Origin of the sequence: Streptomyces sp. NPDC058964 (genome assembly GCF_042741275.1) — a bacterium.
Taxonomy (GTDB): domain Bacteria; phylum Actinomycetota; class Actinomycetes; order Streptomycetales; family Streptomycetaceae; genus Streptomyces.
Genome location: NZ_JBHYKH010000164.1, coordinates 1 through 16,977, shown reverse-complemented (window position 1 = coordinate 16,977; position 16,977 = coordinate 1). Strand labels below are relative to the sequence as shown.

Sequence of the window (16,977 nt, the reverse complement as noted above, 5' to 3'; positions counted from 1 at the left end):
GGGGGGGGGGGGGGGGGCGGGGGTCGGGGGGGGGCGGGGCCCGCGGAGCCGCCGTGCGCTCCTCCTCCGGCACCGCCCCGGCCGCCGGCGGTCGTGGCGAGCTTGGGCGCGGGGCGGCCGCCCCGGCGGCTCTCGATCAGGCCCACCGCCCGCTCCGGCAGCCACGCCGACGCCGTACCGCTGTCGTCCGAGCCCGAGCCGAACAGGTGCGGGGCGAGCTGGGCCTGGAGATCGGCCGGGTTGGGGCGGGCCGTGGCCTCCATCTGCATGCAGGACTCGATGAGCGGGCGCAGCTCGTCGGGGAGGCCTTCGAGGTCGGGGCCCTCGCGCAGCAGCATGAAGACCGTCTCGACCGGGTTGGCACCGTGGAAGGGCGGGTGCCCGGTGGCGGCGAAGACCAGCATCGAGCCGAGCGAGAAGACGTCGCTGGCGCCGGTGACGCTGCGGGAGTCCTTGGCCTGTTCCGGGGACATGTAGGCGGGCGTGCCGACGGCCACGTTCGTCATCGTCAAACGGGTGTTCGAGACACCGGACGCGATACCGAAGTCGATGACGCGGGGGCCGTCCTCGACGACGAGCACGTTGGAGGGCTTGAGGTCCCGGTGGACCAGTCCGGCGCCGTGAATGGACTGCAGGGCCTCCGCCACGCCCGCGGCGAGCCAGCGCACCGCCTGGGCCGGGAGCGGCCCGCACTCGTTCACTATCTCCTCGAGCGAGGGCGCGGGTACGTACGCGGTGGCCAGCCACGGCACGGCGGCGCGCGGGTCGGCGTCGACGACGGCGGCCGTGTAGAAGCCGGAGACCGCGCGGGCCGCCTCCACCTCACGCGTGAAGCGGACGCGGAAGAGCTGGTCCTCGGCGAGCTCCGTGCGGACCGTCTTGATCGCCACGCGGCGGCCGGACGCCGAGCGCGCGAGATAGACCAGCCCCATACCGCCGGCACCCAGCCGTCCCAGCACCTCGAACGGCCCGATCCGCCGAGGATCGTGCTGCGTCAGCTGATCCACCACTTGCCTGCCACCTCCCCGTACGGGCCACGACACCCACATATGTACGCGACCCCGTGCAGCGTCTCACCACCGCACCGCCATGGCGGCACGCACCCCGATTCTTCCTGGCCCGGGCACCGGTTGCGAACCCGGTGATTAATCGGGGTGTCTCGTGATAAGTGAGACATTTCAGCGCCGCAACAGTGCGAACGACGCCCCCTGATTGTCGGTGACGACGGCCACTGTGCCGTACGACGTCTCGAATGGCGGAGCCTGCACCCGCCCGCCGAGCCGCTCCACCTCCTCCACCGAGGCCGCCACGTCCTCCACCCGGAAGTGGACGAGGAAGTGGGGCGGCATCTCGGCCGGGAAGACGTCGGAGACGGGGGCACGGCCGAACTCGGGCTCGGTGTCCGAGTCGAACAGGGCATCGTGGAAGAGACCGCCGTAGAAGGCGTTGGCCGCCTCGGTGTCGCGGGCGTACAGCTGGGCCCAGCCGAAGGTGCCCGGCACGTTCCGCTCGCCGAAGCCGGGGTGGCTGCCCGCCTGCCACAGCCCGAAGACGGCACCCTCGGGATCCGCGACGAGGGCGGCCGTGCCCAGGTCGTCCTCCGGCAGCGGCACCCTGACCACCCGCCCGCCCCCCGCGACGATCCGCCGGCACAGCGCCTCCGCGTCCGGCGTCGCGAAGTACACCGTCCACACGGTGGGCATCCGGCCGTCCGTCTTGTGCGCGAGCGCGGCTACCGGCGAGCCGTCCTTCCGGGCCCATGCGGCGGTGCCATGGGGCGCGGATCCCTCGTCGAAGGTCCACCCGAAGAGCTCACCGTAGAACCGCTTGCCCGCTTCCACGTCGGGAAGCTGCGCGTCCACCCAGCACGGGACGCCCTCTCCGTACACCGATGCCCTGTTTTCGGCCATGCCGCCAAAGTAACCGCGTCGCGCGCAACCCGCAGACCAGGCACACCACCCTCCGTACCCCCATGCACCCCATTTGCAGTCGGCCGAATCGCGCTCCCATCACCCCTCGGTAAGCTGACGGCATGACAGGACAAGTGCGTACCGTCGACGGCCGCGTGGCCGGTCGACGTGGGCAGGCGACCCGGCAGAAGCTGCTCGACTGCCTCAGCGAGATGCTCAGCTCCTCCCCCTACCGGGATGTCAAGGTCATCGATGTCGCCCGGAAGGCGGGCACTTCGCCCGCGACCTTCTACCAGTACTTCCCGGACGTCGAGGGCGCCGTCTTGGAGATCGCCGAGCAAATGGCCACCGAGGGAGCCGGGTTGACCGCGCTGCTCGAAGGACGGTCCTGGGTCGGCAAGGCAGGCTGGCAGACCGCGCAGGAACTCGTCGACGGGTTCCTGGAATTCTGGCGCAGGAACGACGCGATCCTGCGCGTCGTCGACCTCGGCGCCGCCGAAGGGGACAAACGGTTCTACAAGATCCGCATGAAGATCCTGAACTCGGTGAACAACTCCCTCTCGGACTCGATTGCCGAACTCCAGTCCAAGGGCAGGATCGACAAGGACGTGAACCCCGCGGCGGTCGCGGGCTCGCTGGTCGCGATGCTCGCGGCGGTGGCCGCGCACCAGAAGGGCTTCCAGACCTGGGGCGTCAAGCAGGCCGAACTCAAGCCGAACCTGGCCCTGTTGGTACATCTGGGCGTGACCGGCAAGAAGCCGGCGAAGTAGCACGCCTCCTCTTTCCAGGCCCCAAGTCCTGTCACGCGGGCGGTGGTTCACCCAGGTGGACCCCCGCCCGCGGCGCTATGCGGGCAGCGGCCGGTCCCGCACCACGTGCTTCATCACCAGCGTGGACGTCAGCCTCTGCACCCCGGGCAGCGTCGCCAGCCGCTCGTCGTACAGCCGCTGGAAGGCGGCGAGGTCGGCGGTGGCCACCCGCAGCAGATAGTCCGGCTCGCCGAACAGCCGCTGCGCGTCGAGCACGTACTCCACCTCGCTCACCGCACGCTCGAAGTCGGCGACCGTGTCCCGGTCCTCCTGCCGCATGGACACGAAGACCAGCGCCTCGAAGTGCAGCCCGAGGGCGGCCGGGTCCACCACCGCCCGGTAGCCCTGGATGGCCCCGGACCGCTCCAGCTCCCGCAGCCGGCGGTGGCAGGGCGAGACGCTCAGCCGCACCCGCGCGGCCAGCTCGGTCACGGTCAGCCGCCCGTCCTGCTGGAGCTCGGCAAGGATTTTCTGGTCCACGTCGTCCATGAAGAAGATATTTCCCCAGAATCCGTGATCACGGGCAAACTTCAGCAACACTTTCGGGCCATTCACGCCTAATGTCCCCGGTATGGATGCGGGAGCGTTGATGTCATTCCTGGCCGTGGACCTGCTGCTGGTGTGCGTGCCGGGTGCCGACTGGGCCTATGTGATCGCGGCCGGTCTGCGCGGGCGCTCGGTCCTGAGTGCGGTGGCGGGCCTGGTCTGCGGGTACGCGCTGCACACGGTGCTGGCGACGGCGGGCCTCGCCGTCCTGGTCGCGGGCTCACCCGGCCTGCTCACGGCGCTGACCGTGGCCGGCGCCGGGTATCTGGTGTGGCTGGGCTGGGGAGTGCTGCGCAGGCCGGCGGCGCCCGCCGCGGCGACCGAGGACGCCCGGCACCGCGGCTCCCGCGTATTCCTGCGCGGCGCCACGATCAGCGGCCTCAACCCCAAGGGCCTGCTGCTCTACCTGTCGATCCTCCCGCAGTTCCTGACCCTCAGGGGCGCCCATCTGCCCGTACCGGCCCAGACGGCCACCCTGGGCCTGCTCCACATGGCCTGCTGCGCCGTCGTCTACCTGTCCGTCGGCGCCCTGTCCCGCGCCCTCCTGTCCGCCCGCCCCGCGGCCGCCCGCGCGGTGACCCGCACCTCGGGCGCGGCGATGCTCGGAATCGGCGCGTTCCTGCTGGTGGAGCGGCTGGCGACGCTCTAGTCGACCGGAGCGCGCCGGACGATGCGGAACAGGCGGATCTCCCGCTCCACCCGGGCCTGGTAGGTCGCGTACGGCGGCCAGAAGGCCAGCAGCGCCTTCCACGCCGCCGCCCGTTCCTCTCCCGTCAGCAGCGTGGCCGTGACGGGTATGTCCTCGCCCTTCCAGCTGATCGTGGCGTCGGGGCGGGCCAGGAGGTTGTGGGTCCAGGCGGGGTGGTCGGTGCGGCCGAAGTTGGAGCCGACGAGGATCCAGCCGCGCCCGCCCTCCTCGGGCATGCAGGCCAGGGGAGTTCGGCGGGGCAGTCCGCTGCGGGCGCCGGTGGTCGTCAGCACGACACCGGGCAGCAGCTGCGCGCTGAGCAGCACCCTGCCGCGGGTGATCCGGTGGACGCCCCGGTCGAGGGCCGGGACCACATGCGGGGCGACCTTGGCGAAGCCCCGGGTGGAGGACACCTTCTGCACCATCCGCACTCCGAAGCCGGCCATCAGACCGCCACCTCCGCCCGCTGGAACAGCCGCGCGGAGTCGGCCGCTCGGGCGCGCAGCCGGTGCACCGGCCCGAACAGCAGCTCGTCCCCCGCGGCCCGCTTGAAGTACAGATGGGCCTCGTGCTCCCAGGTGAACCCGATCCCGCCGTGCAGCTGGATGCCCTCACCGGCGGCCGTCCGCAGCGCCTCCAGCGCCTGTGCGAGGGCGATACCGCCCACCCGCTCGGCCCGGACGGCGCTCGCCCATGCCGCGTAGTACGCGGCCGAGCGGGCCGCCTGCACCTGCACGTACACATCGGCCAGCCGGTGCTTGACCGCCTGGAAGGACCCGATCAGCCGCCCGAACTGCTCCCGCTGCTTCACATACTCCACTGTCCGCCCCAGGGCCCGGTCCGCAGCCCCGACGGCCTCGGCGGCGAGCACGGCGGCGGCGGTGTCGCCGAGTGCGGAGAGGGCGGCGAGCACGTCCGAGTCGGCCGGTCCGAGCACCCGGGCCTCGACGTCGCGGAGTTGTACGCGCCCCTGCGGCCGGGTGGCGTCGAGGGCGGTCTGCCGTGTCCGCACCACCCCGGCCGCGTCCCCCGCCACCAGGAAGAGCAGGATCCGCGAGCGGGCGAACCCCCCGGTGTGGGCGGCCACCACGAGGAGGCCGGCACTGTGCCCGTCGAGGACCTGCTCCACCTCCCCGTACAGCCGCCATCCGTCCCCCGCCCGCCTGGCCTGCACGCCGCCCGCACGGCCGCCGCCCGCCCACTCCCCGCCGTTGTCACCGGTCAGGGTGAGGACGGAGGCCAGGGCGGAGCCGGGCACGGCGAGGGCGGCGGTGAGCGCGCCGGAGGCGAGCCGGGGCAGCAGGTCGGCTCGCTGGGCGTCGGTGCCGAGGGCGAGGATCAGCGGCGCGGCCAGGACGGAGGTGGCGAGCAGCGGGGTGGGGGCGAGGGCTCGGCCGGTCTCCTCGCAGGCGAGGGCGAGCTCGGTGACCGAGCAGCCGACCCCGCCGTACTCCTCGGGGAGGGCCAGCCCCGGCAGGCCGAGCTGGTCGGCGAGGGCGGCCCACAGGGCGGGGTCGTGTCCGGCGGGGGTGTCGAGGGCGGTGCGCAGTTCCTCCGTGCCGCAGCGTTTGTGCAGCAGTTCGCGCAGGGTGCGGCGGATCTCGTCCTGTTCGGCGGTGAGGCGCGTGTCCATGGTTCTTCCCTCCGGCCCGATCTGACCGCCCGATCTGACGGGCCGTCATGTTAGGCCCGGGAGGGCGGGATGCCCAGAGGTTCGACACCTGCCGCGGGCCGCTATATCTGATGTACCGTCAGATTCATGTCACCAGCGAGCAGCAGGAAAGTCGCCGTGGTGGGCGTCGCCCTCTCCGACTGCGGCCGCGTGGACGACGCCACCCCGTACGCCCTGCACGCCCAGGCGGCCCGCCGGGCCCTGGCGGACGCGGGCCTGGACCGCGCCCACGTGGACGGCTTCGCGTCGGCGGGCCTGGGGACCCTGGCGCCGGTGGAGGTGGCCGAGTACCTGGGCCTGCGCCCCGCCTGGGTCGACTCGACCTCCGTCGGCGGCTCGGCCTGGGAGGTCATGGCGGCCCACGCGGCGGACGCGATCGCGGCGGGGCACGCGAACGCCGTGCTGCTGGCCTACGGGTCGACGGCTCGGGCGGACATCCGGGCGGGCAGACGCACGGGGAACCTGTCCTTCGGCGCCCGGGGGCCGCTCCAGTTCGAGGTGCCGTACGGCCACACGCTCATCGCCAAGTACGCGATGGCCGCCCGCCGGCACATGATCGAGTACGGGACGTCGCTCGAGCAGCTGGCGGAGGTGGCGGTGCAGGCCCGGGCCAACGCGGCCCTGAACCCGGACGCCATGTTCCGCGACCCGCTCACGACGGACGACGTCCTGTCCGGCCCGATGATCGCCGACCCCTTCACCAAGCTGCACTGCTGCCTGCGCTCCGACGGGGGCGCGGCGGTGCTGCTGGCGGCCGAGGAGTGCGTACGGGACTGCCGCACCGCCCCGGTCTGGATCCTCGGCACCGGTGAACACGTCTCCCACGCGGCCATGTCCGAGTGGGAGGACTTCACGGTGTCACCGGCGGCGGTGAGCGGGAGGCTCGCGTTCGAGCGGGCGGGAGTGACGCCCGGGGAGATCGACTTCGCCGAGATCTACGACGCCTTCACCTACATGACCCTGGTGACCCTGGAGGACCTGGGGTTCTGTGGGAAGGGCGAGGGCGGGGCGTTCGTGGAGAAGGGCCGGCTGCTGGTGCGCGGCGGGCAGCTGCCGGTGAACACGGACGGCGGCGGGCTGTCGGCCCAGCACCCCGGCATGCGGGGCCTGTTCCTGCTGGTGGAGGCCGTACGGCAGCTGCGCGGGGAGGCCGGCGACCGTCAGGTGCGCGTGCCCGGCGGCCACTTGCCCCGCCTGGGAGTGGCCTCGGGGACCGGCGGGTGGTTCTGCTCGTCGGGGACCGTGGTGCTGGCACGGGACTGAACCCGGCTCACCCGGAATCACCGGGGCCCTCGTGGTCATGGCGGACGACCGCCCCGGCCCGGTCGTCCGCGAGCTGGGCGAGTGCCGGCGGACGTACTTCCCGCCTGCGCCCGGGCGGAGGGAGGAGCGCGACCGGCCGCCGGGCGTGCGGCGGTTCACCGGGCCGACGCGGCCCGAGGTGGTGCCGGAGTGATACTCACCCCATGGCAGCAACGGATCTCCATGAACTCCTGAGGTCACTTCGGGTGTGGGCGCCCGGTGTCACGGAGCTACCCCCCTTCGACCCGGGAGCGGCGCCCTCGAGCCCCGTCCCGCTCTTCACCACGTGGTTCGCGCAGGCAGTGACGGCGGGCCAGACCGAACCGCACACCATGTCGCTGGCGACGACGGACGAGGACGGCCGTCCGGACGTACGGATCGTGATGCTGCACGGCGCCGACGCGGACGGCTGGGCCTTCGCGACGCACGCCACGAGCCGCAAGGGCGGCCACCTCAGCGCCCGCCCGCACGCGGCCCTCGCCTTCTACTGGCCGGTGCTGGGCCGCCAGGTGCGGGTCCGGGGCCCGGTGACGTCCGCCCCGTCCGAGGAGAGCCAGGCGGATCTCCATGCCCGCTCGACGGGGGCGCTGGCCGCGGCCCTGACCGGTCGGCAGAGCGAGGTCCTCGGGTCGGTGGAGGAGCTGCGGCAGGCCTCGGAGGCCGCTTGGGAACAGGCCCGCCGAAACCCGGCCGCCCCGTCTCCGACCTGGACGCTCTACCGGCTCCGGCCCGAGGAGGTGGAGTTCTTCCAGGGCGATGCGGACCGCAGGCATGTGCGTCTGCTCTACCGGCGCGCGGGTGAGGGCTGGACCCGGGAACTGCTGTGGCCGTAGGCCACGGGGACCGTCCCGCGCCCTCCCTTCGGCCCGGCCCGCTCAGTCCCCGAGCCCGTACACCGTGAAGTCGGCGACCTCCCGATAACCGACGCGCCGGTAGAGGGCGTTGCTGGTCGGGTTCGCCAGGTCGGTGAACAGCAGCACCTCACCGGCCCCGGCCGCCAGCGCGGCCCGGCTCACCGCGACGGTGGCCGCGCCCGCGTATCCGCGTCCGCGCAGCCGTGCCGGGGTGTAGACGGGGGCCACCCGGACCTGGCCGGCGACCTGGCGGGTCACGCCGGCCAGGGAGACGGGGGTGCCGTCGGGGGTTTCCCAGAGGGTGACACCGCCGTGGGCGATACGGGCGTCGGCCCACTCGCCGGGGGCGAGGTAACCGGGTTGTCCGGTCGCCTCTCCGAACTCCACGAACCAGCGCATCAGGAGGTCCCGGTCGGCGGGCCCGGCGACTCTGGCCCGCCCCTCGGGTACCGGCTCCGGTGTCTGCAGCTCGCCGAGCCTGTAGAGCCGCTGCCGCTGGCGGATCCTCCCGCCGGCCCCCGTCCGCCGCTCCCACGCCTCGGCGAAGGCGGCCGCGGTGCCGGTCTCGCCGGAGACACCGGGGACCGGGTGCCCGAGAGCGAGCAACCGGGCGGCCAGGGCGTCGGCCTCGTCCGCGGTGAGCGGGGTGAGGTTCAGCTGGTGCGGGGGTGTGTGCAGGAAGGCCGCCCGGACTCCGCCGTCCTCCGGCTCACCCAGGAATCCGAACAGCGGTGCCTTGTCGCCGTAGATACGGAGTCCGCGCTCGCGCAGGGCGTCCGTCACCGTCAGGGGCACCGTGTGCAGGGCGGGGCGGGAGCGCAGGAAGCCACCCGCGCGGGAGAGGAAGACGTCCAGGTCATCGGTGAGTTGCCAGTCGTGTGCAGGAGCCATGCCTCATGGTCCCCGGCAGACGGCGCGACCCGCGCGCGAATTACCGCTCGTGCGCGTCGGGGTCGGGGTCGGTGGCGAGGCGGGCGTGCAGGTGCACGTCACGGAAGGCGTCCGGCCTGCCCGCTTCGGGCATCGCGCCCCGCAGTGTTCCCTCGTAGGCGAAGCCGCAGTTTTCGGCGATCCGGCACGAGGCGCCGTGGCCGACGGCGTGGCCCAGTTCCAGTCGGTGCAGGCCGAGTTCGGTGAAGGCCCAGCGGGAGGCGAGGGCGAGGGCGCGCGTGGCGACGCGGCGGCCGCGGGCCTCGGGAAGGACCCAGTAGCCGACACGCGCGACACGGGTGACCCGGTCGATCATGTTGAGGCCGATGTGCCCCAGCGGGTTCCCGCTGTCCGCGTCCGTGACGCAGAAGTGCGCGCACGTGCCCTCGTCCTCCCTCTCCGCCTGTGTGCGCAGGGAGGCGCGTGCTCCGTCGAGGTCGGTGACCGCCGACAACGGCGTGTTCCAGCGCCGGAATTCGGGATCTGAACGGCCGCGCAGCCAGGTCGCCACGTCGGAGTCCGCGCTCGCGTCCCAGCGGCGCAGACGCAGACCTCGGCCGAGGGGCCCGGGGCCCGGCCGGGAGGGGGTGCGTTCGTGTGCGGCAGACATGGCCCCATTGAATCCGAGGGCGCCGGTCAGCCGCCCACCGGGCCGAAGACCGGCACGCCGTCGCGGAACCCGACGGCCAGTTCCGTCCCCGCGCGCAGTTCCTCCGCGGCCAAGCCCACGATCTCCGTCATCATCCGCGGGCCCTCCGCGAGGTCGACCACGGCGGCGACGTACGGGGTGCGCTCCCCGAAGGGCGGGAGGTCGTTGCGGTGGACCACCGACCAGGTGTAAAGGGTCGCCCGGCCGCTCGCCTCCTCCCAGGTCACGTCCTCGCTCCAGCAGTACGGACAGAACTCCCGGGGGTAGTGGTGGGCCCGGCCGCAGTCCCCGGACCGGCAGCGGCGCAGCAGCAGCCTGCCCTCGGCGGCCGCGTCCCAGTAGGTGCGGGTGAAGGCGTCGGCCTCCGGTACGTCGAATCGCGCCGGCCCCATCAGACCCGCCCCATCAGAACCACCCCAGGGCCGCGTCCAGCGACCACGACTGCCATGCCATTCCGAAGAACCCCACCACCGAGATGAGCGCCATCATCGAGTTCTGCCCCTGCTCCGCCCAGTCGTGGATCATGAGGACGAAGTAGAGGAGGTTCAGGAGCAGCCCGGCCACCAGGGCGACCGGGGTCAGGAAGCCCAGGACGAGGCCCAGGCCCAGGGCCAGCTCCGCGTAGGCGACGACGTACGCCATCACCCTCGGCCGCGGGCCGACCACACGGTCGAAGCCCGAGCGGACCGCGGACCAGCGGTGCTTCTCCGCCACGCCCGCCGCCCAGGCGATCCCGCTCCCGGTGAACCAGGTCTTCTTGTCCTTGTGCCGCCAGCTCTCCAGCCACCACAGGCCGAGGCCGATGCGCAGCACCGCCAGCCACTGCGCGCCACTGAGCCAGATCGCGTCCATGGATCTGACGGTACGTCAGATCCCCTGGAATGCCGAGACCCGGTCCGGAATTGGCTGCGGATCGCCCGTGGGGGCCGTCTGTGCCCCATGAAGGCGTTTCCCACACCCCGCCCACAACCAGGTCGTCTACGCCACCGGTTCCCCCCAGCCCTCCTACAGGCGTGATCAATCCGCAACCAATTCCGGTCTTGACCGAGACCCATCAACGTGGGATGTGATTACGCTCGCGCTCATGGCCGACTCCAGCGACTCCAGCACGCCCGCGAGACCCTCCGCCCCATCCGCGGACCGCCTCGCCGACCGTCCCGTCTACGTCATAGGCGGCGGCCCCGGCGGACTGGCCATGGCGTACGCGCTGCGCGCCCGGGGCGTGCGGGCCATCGTCCTGGAGAAGTCCGACGGGGTGGGGGCGTCCTGGCGGCGCCACTACGACCGGCTCCGGCTGCACACCACCCGCCGGCTGTCGGCCCTGCCGGGGCTGCCGATCCCGCGCCGGTTCGGGCGGTGGGTGTCCCGGGACAACGTCGTGCGGTACCTGGAGAAGTACGCCGAACGCCATGAACTGGAGATCGTCACCGGCGTCGAGGTCTCGCGCGTCGAGCGCCCGGCCGACGGCTCGGGCTGGCTGCTGCACGCCTCCGGCGGGCGCGAGCTGACGGGCGGCGCGGTGGTCGTCGCCACCGGCTTCAACCACACCCCGCGCGTGCCCGACTGGCCCGGACTCGAGGAGTACGGCGGGGAGTTCCTGCACGCCGGTGAGTACCGCAACGCAGGGCCCTACGCCGGGCGGGACGTCCTCGTCGTCGGCGTGGGCAACACGGGTGCCGAGATCGCCGTGGACCTGGTGGAGGGCGGCGCCTCGCGGGTGCGGCTGAGCGTCCGCACCGCCCCGCACATCGTGCGGCGGTCGACCGCCGGATGGGCCGCCCAGTACTCGTCCGTGCTGGTACGGCACCTGCCCGTGGGACTCGTCGACCGGCTGGCCAGGACGATGGCCCGGCTCAGCGTGCCGGACCTGTCGGCCCACGGGCTGCCGCGCCCCGGCACCGGGCTGTACTCCCGGGCGAAGGAGGGCGCGGTCCCGGTCCTGGACGTCGGCCTCGTCGATGCCGTACGCAAGGGCAGGGTCGAGATCGTGGCCGCCGTCGACGCGTTCGAGGAGGGCAAGGTCGTCCTCGCCGACGGTACCCGGATCTCGCCGGACGCGGTCGTCGCCGCCACCGGGTACGCCCGCGGCCTGGAGGGGCTGGTCGGCCACCTGGACGTGCTCGACGAGCGGGGCAGACCGGTCGTCCACGGCGCCCGCACCCCGCAGAACGCCCCCGACCTCTACTTCACCGGCTTCACCAACCCCATCAGCGGAATGTTCCGCGAGCTGGCGATCGACGCGGAGAGGATCGCCAGGCGTGTCGCCCGGAGCGCGGCGGGCCGGAACTCCCCGATCCCCGGCTGACCCGCGGGCCTCAACTCCCCGGCGTACGGATCCTGTTGCCCGAGATTCGGATGTGACGCGGGAGCTGTACGCCACCGTCGTGCGGGGCCAGAATGTGAGCACTGCTCAACTTTCCGGCTCCACTCCCTCTCGCTCATGACGGAGGACGCACGTGGCACGCGAAAGACAGCTCTCCCGACGTTCCCTGCTCGGCGGCGCGGCCGCCGCGGCCGGAGCCGTCGGCCTCACCGCCACCACCGCCGGTACGGCGTCCGCGGCGGCCACCCGCACCGTCGACGTGGCCGTCGTCGGGGGCGGGCTCGCGGGCCTCACCGCGGCCCGTGACCTGGTGGCCGGCGGCAGGTCCGTGGCCGTCCTGGAGGCGCGGGACCGCGTCGGCGGGCGGGTGGTGAACCTGAATCTGCCGGGCGGCGGGTTCACCGAGGGCGGCGGCGAGTTCATCGGCCCCACCCAGGACCGCATCAAGGCCCTCGCCGACTCCCTGGGGGTGGCGACCTTCGCCACCTACAACACCGGTGACAACCTGCTCTACAAGGACGGGAAAAGGACCCCGTACGACACTCGCGGGATCCTCGGGTCGGTCCCGCCCGTGGACGCGGCCGGGCTCGCCAACGCCGCGATCGTGCAGTCACAGCTCGACAGCATGGCCAAGCAGGTACCGGTCGACGCGCCGTGGACCGCGGCCAAGGCGGCGGAGTGGGACAAGCAGACCTTCGAGAGCTGGCTGAACACCACCGCCGTCATCCCGTCGGCCAAGTTCCTGATCGACGTGGCCTGTACGTCGGTCTTCTCGGCCCAGCCGCGCGAGCTCTCCCTCCTGTACGTGCTGTACTACATCGCCGCGGCCGGGAACTCCTCCAGCGCCGGCACCCTGGAACGCCTCACCGACACCGCGGGCGGCGCCCAGGACTCCCGCTTCGTGGGCGGCTCCCAGCAGGTGCCGATCAAGCTGGCGGCGACGCTCGGCGACCGGGTGGTACTGGGCGCGCCGGTGCGGTCCGTCGCGCGGTCGGGCAGCCGCTACGTGGTCACCGCGGACGGGATCACGGTGACCGCGACCCGGGTGGTCGTCGCGGTGCCGCCCCCGCTGGCCGGGCGCATCGCGTACGACCCGCTGCTGCCCGCCGAGCGCGACCAGCTGTGCCAGCGGATGCCGATGGGGTCGATCGGCAAGGCGATCGCCGTCTACGACACCCCGTTCTGGCGGGCCGACGGGCTGAACGGGCAGGCCGTCAGCGACTCCGGCGTGGTCCGCTCGACGTTCGACAACTCGCCGCCCGACGGGTCGTACGGCGCGCTGATGGGCTTCATCGAGGCCGACGAGATGCGCGCGTACGACGCGGCGAGCGTGGACGACGTCAGGGCCGCCGTGCTGGAGGACTACGCGAACTACTTCGGGGACAGGGCGAAGTCACCCGCCTCCTTCGTGCTGCAGCGCTGGGACAACGAGGGGTTCTCGCGCGGCGGACCGGTCGCCTACGCCCCGCCCGGGGTGCTGACCGCCTACGGGCCCGCGCTGCGCAAGCCGGTCGGCGGGATCCACTGGGCCGGGACCGAGACCTCCACGTACTGGAACGGCTACATGGACGGAGCGGTGCGGTCGGGCGAGCGGGCGGCCAAGGAGGTGCTGGCGGCCCTTTGGGGCAGGTCCTGAGGGCGCGGCGTCATCCTGTTCGTCAACCTTTGCATGCAGGACCATTCCTGACGTTGCGTCAGTTCAGTAATCTGACACTGCGTCAGTTAATGCTGTCACACAGGAGCGGGCGGACCGATGCTTGGATCAACCCACGGCACCCTCACCACCGACTCCCGCCGGGCCCGGGTCATCGCCTGCGGTGAGCTGCGTCCCGGGCCCGCCGTCCACGGCCGGGCCGCCGACGTGGACGACCTCGACGTGAGCGGGCGGCCGCTCTACGCGGACGTACCGGATCTGGAGCGGTTCTTCCGGCCCGAGTCCGTCGCCGTGATCGGCGCCTCGGACGCCGAGGGCCGGCCGAACACCGGAATCACCCGGCAGCTCCTCGCCTGGGCCGAGCGGGTGGGGGCCCGGGTTCATCCGGTGCACCCCACCCGGCCGTCCGTCTTCGGCATCCCCTGCGTCCCCGCCGTCGCCGGCCTGCCCGAGCAGGTCGACCTCGCCGTGCTGCTGGTCGCCGATCCCCTCCCGGTGGTCGAGGAACTCGCCGAGTCCAAGGTGAGGTTCGCCGTCGCCTTCGCCTCCGGGTTCGCCGAGACGGGCGAGGAGGGGGCACGGGCCCAGGCGCGGCTCGCGGCTGCGGTGCGGCGGTCGGGTCTGCGGATGCTCGGGCCGAACACCAACCTCAACGCCTTCGAGCGGTTCCGGGAGGACCTGCCGGGACAGGCCATCGCCCTGATCACCCAGTCCGGCCACCAGGGCCGGCCCGTCTTCGCCCTCCAGGAGCTCGGCATCCGGCTCTCCCACTGGGCCCCGACCGGCAACGAGGCCGACCTGGAGACCGCCGACTTCATCTCCTACTTCGCCGAGCGGCCCGAGGTCGGCGCCATCGCCTGCTACGTCGAGGGGCTCAAGGACGGCCGCTCCTTCCTGCTCGCCGCCGACCGCGCCGCCCGCCGCAAGGTGCCCGTCGTCGCTGTCAAGGTGGGCCGCACCGAGGCCGGGGCCCGTACGGCCGCCTCGCACACCGGCAAGCTGACCGGCGCCGACGACGTCGTGGACGCGGCCATGCGGCAGTTCGGGGTCGTGCGGGTCGACGGGCTCGACGAACTCCAGGACACCGCCGCCCTGCTGGCCCGCGCGCGGGCCCCGCTCTCCGACGGGGTCGTCGTCTACTCGATCTCGGGCGGCACCGGCGCGCACGTCGCCGACCTGGCCGCCGGAGCGGGACTGCGGCTCCCGGTCCTCTCGCGGAGCAGGCAGGCCGAGCTGCACCAGTGGATACCCCGGTACCTGAGCGTGGCCAACCCGGTGGACAACGGGGGGCACCCGGTCGGCGACCGGCGCGGACGCAAGATCATCGACTCGATCCTCGACGACCCCGAGGTGGGCGTGCTGATCTGCCCGATCACCGGGCCCTTCCCGCCGCTGAGCGACCGGCTCGTCCGGGACCTGGTCGAGGCGGCCGAGGCGAGCGACAAGCTGGTGTGCGTGGTGTGGGGGTCGCCGGTCGGCACCGAGCCGGCGTACCGCGAGGTCCTGCTCGGCTCCTCCCGTGTGGCCACCTTCCGCACCGTCGGCAACTGCCTCACCGCCGTCCGCGCCTATCTCGACCACCACCGCTTCGTCCGCTCCTACCGCTCCCCCTTCGACGAGGCACCCCGCACCCCCTCCCCCTCCTTCAAGAAGGCGCGCGCCCTGATGCGGCCGGGGCAGCAGCTCAGCGAGCACGCGGCGAAGCAGCTGCTGCGCGCGTACGGCATACGGGTGCCGCGCGAGCAGCTGGTGACCAGCGCGGCGGCGGCCGTGCGCGCGGCCGGGCAGGTCGGCTACCCCGTGGTCATGAAGGCCTCCGGCGCGCAGATCGCCCACAAGACCGAACTGGGCCTGGTCAAGATCGGCCTGACCTCCGCCAGCCAGGTCCGGGACGCCTACCGCGAGCTGACCGACATCGCCCGCTACGAGGGCGTCACGCTGGACGGGGTGCTGGTGTGCCAGATGGTCGAGCGGGGCGTGGAGATGGTCGTCGGCGTCACGCACGACGAGCTGTTCGGGCCGACCGTGACCGTGGGTCTGGGCGGGGTGCTGGTGGAGGTGCTGCGGGACGCGACGGTACGCGTCCCGCCCTTCGGTGAGGAGCAGGCCCGGGACATGCTCTCCGAACTGCGCGGACGCGCCCTGCTCGACGGGGTCCGGGGGCGGCCGCCCGCCGACCTCGACGCCCTCGTCGAGGTCGTCCTGCGGGTGCAGCGCATGGCGCTGGAACTCGGGGACGAACTCGCCGAGCTCGACATCAACCCGCTGATGGTGCTGCCCAGGGGGCAGGGCGCGGTGGCACTCGACGCGCTGGCGGTGTGCCGGTGACGGCCGGGACGCCGGGCGTGCCGGAGACTTGGGTGCGGCACGAGACCCGCGACCACGTCTCGCTCATCACCCTCGACCGGCCCGAGGCCCTCAACGCCCTCAGTCCGGTCATGCGGGAGCGGCTCGTGGCGCTGCTGTCGGACGCCTCGGCCGACCCGGACGTACGGGCCGTCGTGCTGACCGGGACGGGCCGCGGCTTCTGCGCGGGAGCGGATCTGCGGGGCGGGGCGGCGACCGCCGAGCGCGTCCCCGGTGACGTCGCCCGCACCCTGCGCCTCGGTGCCCAGCGGCTGGTGGCGGCCGTCCTCGACTGCGAGAAACCCGTGATCGCCGCCGTGAACGGCACGGCGGCCGGGCTCGGCGCACACCTGGCGCTCGCCTGCGATCTGGTCCTGGCCGCCGAATCCGCCCGGTTCATCGAGGTGTTCGTGCGGCGCGGCCTCGTACCGGACGGCGGCGGCGCCTACCTCCTGCCCCGGCTGATCGGCCCGCAGCGAGCCAAGGAACTGATGCTCTTCGGCGACGCGCTCCCGGCGGCGGACGCCGAGCGGCTCGGCCTGGTCAACCGGGTCGTGCCGGACGGCCAGCTGGACAAGACGGCCCGGGAGTGGGCGGCACGGCTCGCCGCCGGTCCCACCCGGGCACTCGCCCTGACCAAGCAGCTCGTCAACGCGTCGCTCGACGGCGACCGGGCCTCCGCGTTCGCCGCCGAGGCGGCCGCGCAGGAGATCAACATGACGACGGCGGACGCCCGGGAGGGACTGCGGGCGTTCGTGGAGCGACGGAGCCCGGAGTTCGGGGGGCGGTGAGGCTCAGGCGGCCGCCGCCCGCTTGAGGATCCACAGCCGGCCGGCGTCCGGGTCGCCGAAGAGCACGAACAGCTCGGGGGCCTCCTCGGTGCCGCCGACCGACCAGTGGGTGTCCTCGCCGCAGTCGCCATCCAGCCGTACGGTCACGCCGCCTCGCTCCCTGCCGCCCGCGTCGGAGAAGGGCTGCCAGGTGCCGGAGCCGCCGCACGTCACGAAGTCCTCTGCGCCGAAGTCCTCGTAAGCGGTTTCGGTCGCCAACCTCGTGACCTCGGCCCGCCCGCCGGGGTGCAGCCGCAGCTCCGATCCGCTCGGGCCGCGCCAGACCCCGGCGAGCTGGGCGGTGGTCAGCTTCGGGGGTTCGTACTCGGGGACCAGTCCGGCGACGGCGGCCGCGATGCCGCCGCCCAGGGCCAGGAGGAACAGGGGGACGGAGGCGAGCGCCGAGCGCCACCACACGCCCCACGGCCGCCACGCGCGCGTAGGGGCGTAGGCGACCCCGAGGG

Annotated in this window: 18 protein-coding genes and 1 pseudogene; 9 read left to right on the top strand and 10 right to left on the bottom strand. The window is 73.1% G+C overall.

Annotation, left to right across the window (positions count from 1 at the left end):
• A partial coding sequence (locus ACFW2E_RS21170; RefSeq protein WP_384468597.1) for a serine/threonine-protein kinase occupies positions 1 to 1,010 on the bottom strand: 1,010 nt, incomplete at its 3' end.
• 168 nt (positions 1,011 to 1,178) lie between these two features.
• On the bottom strand, positions 1,179 to 1,910 hold the full coding sequence (locus ACFW2E_RS21165; protein ID WP_384468595.1) for a VOC family protein: 732 nt from the start codon (positions 1,908 to 1,910) through the stop codon (positions 1,179 to 1,181).
• Positions 1,911 to 2,044: 134 nt separating this feature from the next.
• Between ACFW2E_RS21165 and ACFW2E_RS21160 the strand changes: the two genes are divergently transcribed.
• Positions 2,045 to 2,680, top strand: a complete 636-nt coding sequence (locus tag ACFW2E_RS21160) for a TetR family transcriptional regulator (RefSeq protein ID WP_384468599.1) — start codon at positions 2,045 to 2,047, stop codon at positions 2,678 to 2,680.
• Between the two features lie 75 nt (positions 2,681 to 2,755).
• Here ACFW2E_RS21160 and ACFW2E_RS21155 read toward each other — a convergent pair whose 3' ends face one another.
• A complete protein-coding gene (locus ACFW2E_RS21155; protein WP_384468593.1) occupies positions 2,756 to 3,208 on the bottom strand; it encodes an Lrp/AsnC family transcriptional regulator in 453 nt (150 codons plus the stop codon).
• Between the two features lie 82 nt (positions 3,209 to 3,290).
• On the opposite strand from ACFW2E_RS21155, the gene ACFW2E_RS21150 reads away from it, so the two are divergent.
• Entirely contained in the window at positions 3,291 to 3,914 is a 624-nt protein-coding gene (locus tag ACFW2E_RS21150; protein ID WP_384468591.1) for a LysE family translocator, read from the top strand.
• On the opposite strand, the gene ACFW2E_RS21145 is transcribed toward ACFW2E_RS21150, so the two are convergent.
• A complete protein-coding gene (locus ACFW2E_RS21145; RefSeq protein ID WP_384468589.1) occupies positions 3,911 to 4,399 on the bottom strand; it encodes a nitroreductase family deazaflavin-dependent oxidoreductase in 489 nt (162 codons plus the stop codon). The genes ACFW2E_RS21150 and ACFW2E_RS21145 overlap by 4 nt on opposite strands.
• Positions 4,399 to 5,586 carry an acyl-CoA dehydrogenase family protein gene (locus ACFW2E_RS21140; RefSeq protein WP_384468587.1) on the bottom strand — a complete coding sequence of 396 codons (1,188 nt, stop codon included), beginning with the start codon at positions 5,584 to 5,586 and terminating at the stop codon, positions 4,399 to 4,401. Before ACFW2E_RS21140 ends, ACFW2E_RS21145 begins: the two co-directional genes overlap by 1 nt.
• 126 nt (positions 5,587 to 5,712) lie before the next feature.
• On the opposite strand from ACFW2E_RS21140, the gene ACFW2E_RS21135 reads away from it, so the two are divergent.
• The 3 genes from ACFW2E_RS21135 to ACFW2E_RS21125 are packed head-to-tail and all read left to right on the top strand — an operon-like array spanning position 5,713 to position 7,760.
• Positions 5,713 to 6,888 carry an acetyl-CoA acetyltransferase gene (locus ACFW2E_RS21135; protein WP_384468585.1) on the top strand — a complete coding sequence of 392 codons (1,176 nt, stop codon included), beginning with the start codon at positions 5,713 to 5,715 and terminating at the stop codon, positions 6,886 to 6,888.
• A 37-nt stretch (positions 6,889 to 6,925) separates the two neighbouring features.
• Positions 6,926 to 7,081, top strand: a complete 156-nt coding sequence (locus ACFW2E_RS21130; RefSeq protein WP_384468583.1) for a hypothetical protein — start codon at positions 6,926 to 6,928, stop codon at positions 7,079 to 7,081.
• A 10-nt stretch (positions 7,082 to 7,091) separates the two neighbouring features.
• Positions 7,092 to 7,760 carry a pyridoxal 5'-phosphate synthase gene (locus tag ACFW2E_RS21125; RefSeq protein ID WP_384468582.1) on the top strand — a complete coding sequence of 223 codons (669 nt, stop codon included), beginning with the start codon at positions 7,092 to 7,094 and terminating at the stop codon, positions 7,758 to 7,760.
• A gap of 42 nt (positions 7,761 to 7,802) precedes the next feature.
• Here ACFW2E_RS21125 and ACFW2E_RS21120 read toward each other — a convergent pair whose 3' ends face one another.
• From ACFW2E_RS21120 to ACFW2E_RS21105, 4 genes are read right to left on the bottom strand one after another with little or no spacing between them, the layout of a single operon-like run.
• Positions 7,803 to 8,672: a GNAT family N-acetyltransferase gene (locus ACFW2E_RS21120; protein ID WP_384468580.1), complete on the bottom strand. Its 870-nt coding sequence runs from the start codon at positions 8,670 to 8,672 to the stop codon at positions 7,803 to 7,805.
• A 40-nt stretch (positions 8,673 to 8,712) separates the two neighbouring features.
• Complete coding sequence (locus ACFW2E_RS21115; RefSeq protein ID WP_384468578.1) at positions 8,713 to 9,321, bottom strand: GNAT family N-acetyltransferase; 609 nt, start codon at positions 9,319 to 9,321, stop codon at positions 8,713 to 8,715.
• 26 nt (positions 9,322 to 9,347) lie between these two features.
• Complete coding sequence (locus tag ACFW2E_RS21110) at positions 9,348 to 9,752, bottom strand: Zn-ribbon domain-containing OB-fold protein (RefSeq protein ID WP_384468576.1); 405 nt, start codon at positions 9,750 to 9,752, stop codon at positions 9,348 to 9,350.
• Between the two features lie 13 nt (positions 9,753 to 9,765).
• Entirely contained in the window at positions 9,766 to 10,212 is a 447-nt protein-coding gene (locus ACFW2E_RS21105) for a DoxX family membrane protein (RefSeq protein WP_384468574.1), read from the bottom strand.
• Positions 10,213 to 10,444: 232 nt separating this feature from the next.
• On the opposite strand from ACFW2E_RS21105, the gene ACFW2E_RS21100 reads away from it, so the two are divergent.
• The 4 genes from ACFW2E_RS21100 to ACFW2E_RS21085 all read left to right on the top strand — a co-directional run bounded on the left by ACFW2E_RS21100 (position 10,445) and on the right by ACFW2E_RS21085 (position 16,474).
• A complete protein-coding gene (locus tag ACFW2E_RS21100) occupies positions 10,445 to 11,665 on the top strand; it encodes a flavin-containing monooxygenase (protein ID WP_384468572.1) in 1,221 nt (406 codons plus the stop codon).
• Positions 11,666 to 11,816: 151 nt separating this feature from the next.
• Positions 11,817 to 13,319, top strand: coding sequence for a flavin monoamine oxidase family protein (locus ACFW2E_RS21095; protein WP_384468570.1), 1,503 nt, complete (start codon positions 11,817 to 11,819; stop codon positions 13,317 to 13,319).
• A gap of 117 nt (positions 13,320 to 13,436) precedes the next feature.
• A complete protein-coding gene (locus ACFW2E_RS21090) occupies positions 13,437 to 15,665 on the top strand; it encodes an acetate--CoA ligase family protein (RefSeq protein ID WP_384468568.1) in 2,229 nt (742 codons plus the stop codon).
• 32 nt (positions 15,666 to 15,697) lie between these two features.
• Positions 15,698 to 16,474 (top strand): enoyl-CoA hydratase/isomerase family protein, encoded by a 777-nt coding sequence (locus ACFW2E_RS21085; protein WP_384468566.1) that lies wholly within the window; start codon positions 15,698 to 15,700, stop codon positions 16,472 to 16,474.
• Between the two features lie 3 nt (positions 16,475 to 16,477).
• Here ACFW2E_RS21085 and ACFW2E_RS21080 read toward each other — a convergent pair.
• A pseudogene (locus ACFW2E_RS21080) lies at positions 16,478 to 16,977 on the bottom strand (hypothetical protein); the annotation flags it as partial.

Bases quoted from the DNA above. Each gene is read 5' to 3' on its own strand.
- ACFW2E_RS21140 (WP_384468587.1), bottom strand. From the start codon at position 5,586: ATGGACACGCGCCTCACCGCCGAACAGGACGAGATCCGCCGCACCCTG.
- ACFW2E_RS21155 (WP_384468593.1), bottom strand. From the start codon at position 3,208: ATGGACGACGTGGACCAGAAAATCCTTGCCGAGCTCCAGCAGGACGGG.
- ACFW2E_RS21115 (WP_384468578.1), bottom strand. From the start codon at position 9,321: ATGTCTGCCGCACACGAACGCACCCCCTCCCGGCCGGGCCCCGGGCCC.
- ACFW2E_RS21165 (WP_384468595.1), bottom strand. From the start codon at position 1,910: ATGGCCGAAAACAGGGCATCGGTGTACGGAGAGGGCGTCCCGTGCTGG.
- ACFW2E_RS21090 (WP_384468568.1), top strand. From the start codon at position 13,437: ATGCTTGGATCAACCCACGGCACCCTCACCACCGACTCCCGCCGGGCC.
- ACFW2E_RS21105 (WP_384468574.1), bottom strand. From the start codon at position 10,212: ATGGACGCGATCTGGCTCAGTGGCGCGCAGTGGCTGGCGGTGCTGCGC.
- ACFW2E_RS21135 (WP_384468585.1), top strand. From the start codon at position 5,713: ATGTCACCAGCGAGCAGCAGGAAAGTCGCCGTGGTGGGCGTCGCCCTC.
- ACFW2E_RS21100 (WP_384468572.1), top strand. From the start codon at position 10,445: ATGGCCGACTCCAGCGACTCCAGCACGCCCGCGAGACCCTCCGCCCCA.
- ACFW2E_RS21110 (WP_384468576.1), bottom strand. From the start codon at position 9,752: ATGGGGCCGGCGCGATTCGACGTACCGGAGGCCGACGCCTTCACCCGC.
- ACFW2E_RS21150 (WP_384468591.1), top strand. From the start codon at position 3,291: ATGGATGCGGGAGCGTTGATGTCATTCCTGGCCGTGGACCTGCTGCTG.
- ACFW2E_RS21130 (WP_384468583.1), top strand. From the start codon at position 6,926: ATGGCGGACGACCGCCCCGGCCCGGTCGTCCGCGAGCTGGGCGAGTGC.
- ACFW2E_RS21145 (WP_384468589.1), bottom strand. From the start codon at position 4,399: ATGGCCGGCTTCGGAGTGCGGATGGTGCAGAAGGTGTCCTCCACCCGG.
- ACFW2E_RS21120 (WP_384468580.1), bottom strand. From the start codon at position 8,672: ATGGCTCCTGCACACGACTGGCAACTCACCGATGACCTGGACGTCTTC.
- ACFW2E_RS21125 (WP_384468582.1), top strand. From the start codon at position 7,092: ATGGCAGCAACGGATCTCCATGAACTCCTGAGGTCACTTCGGGTGTGG.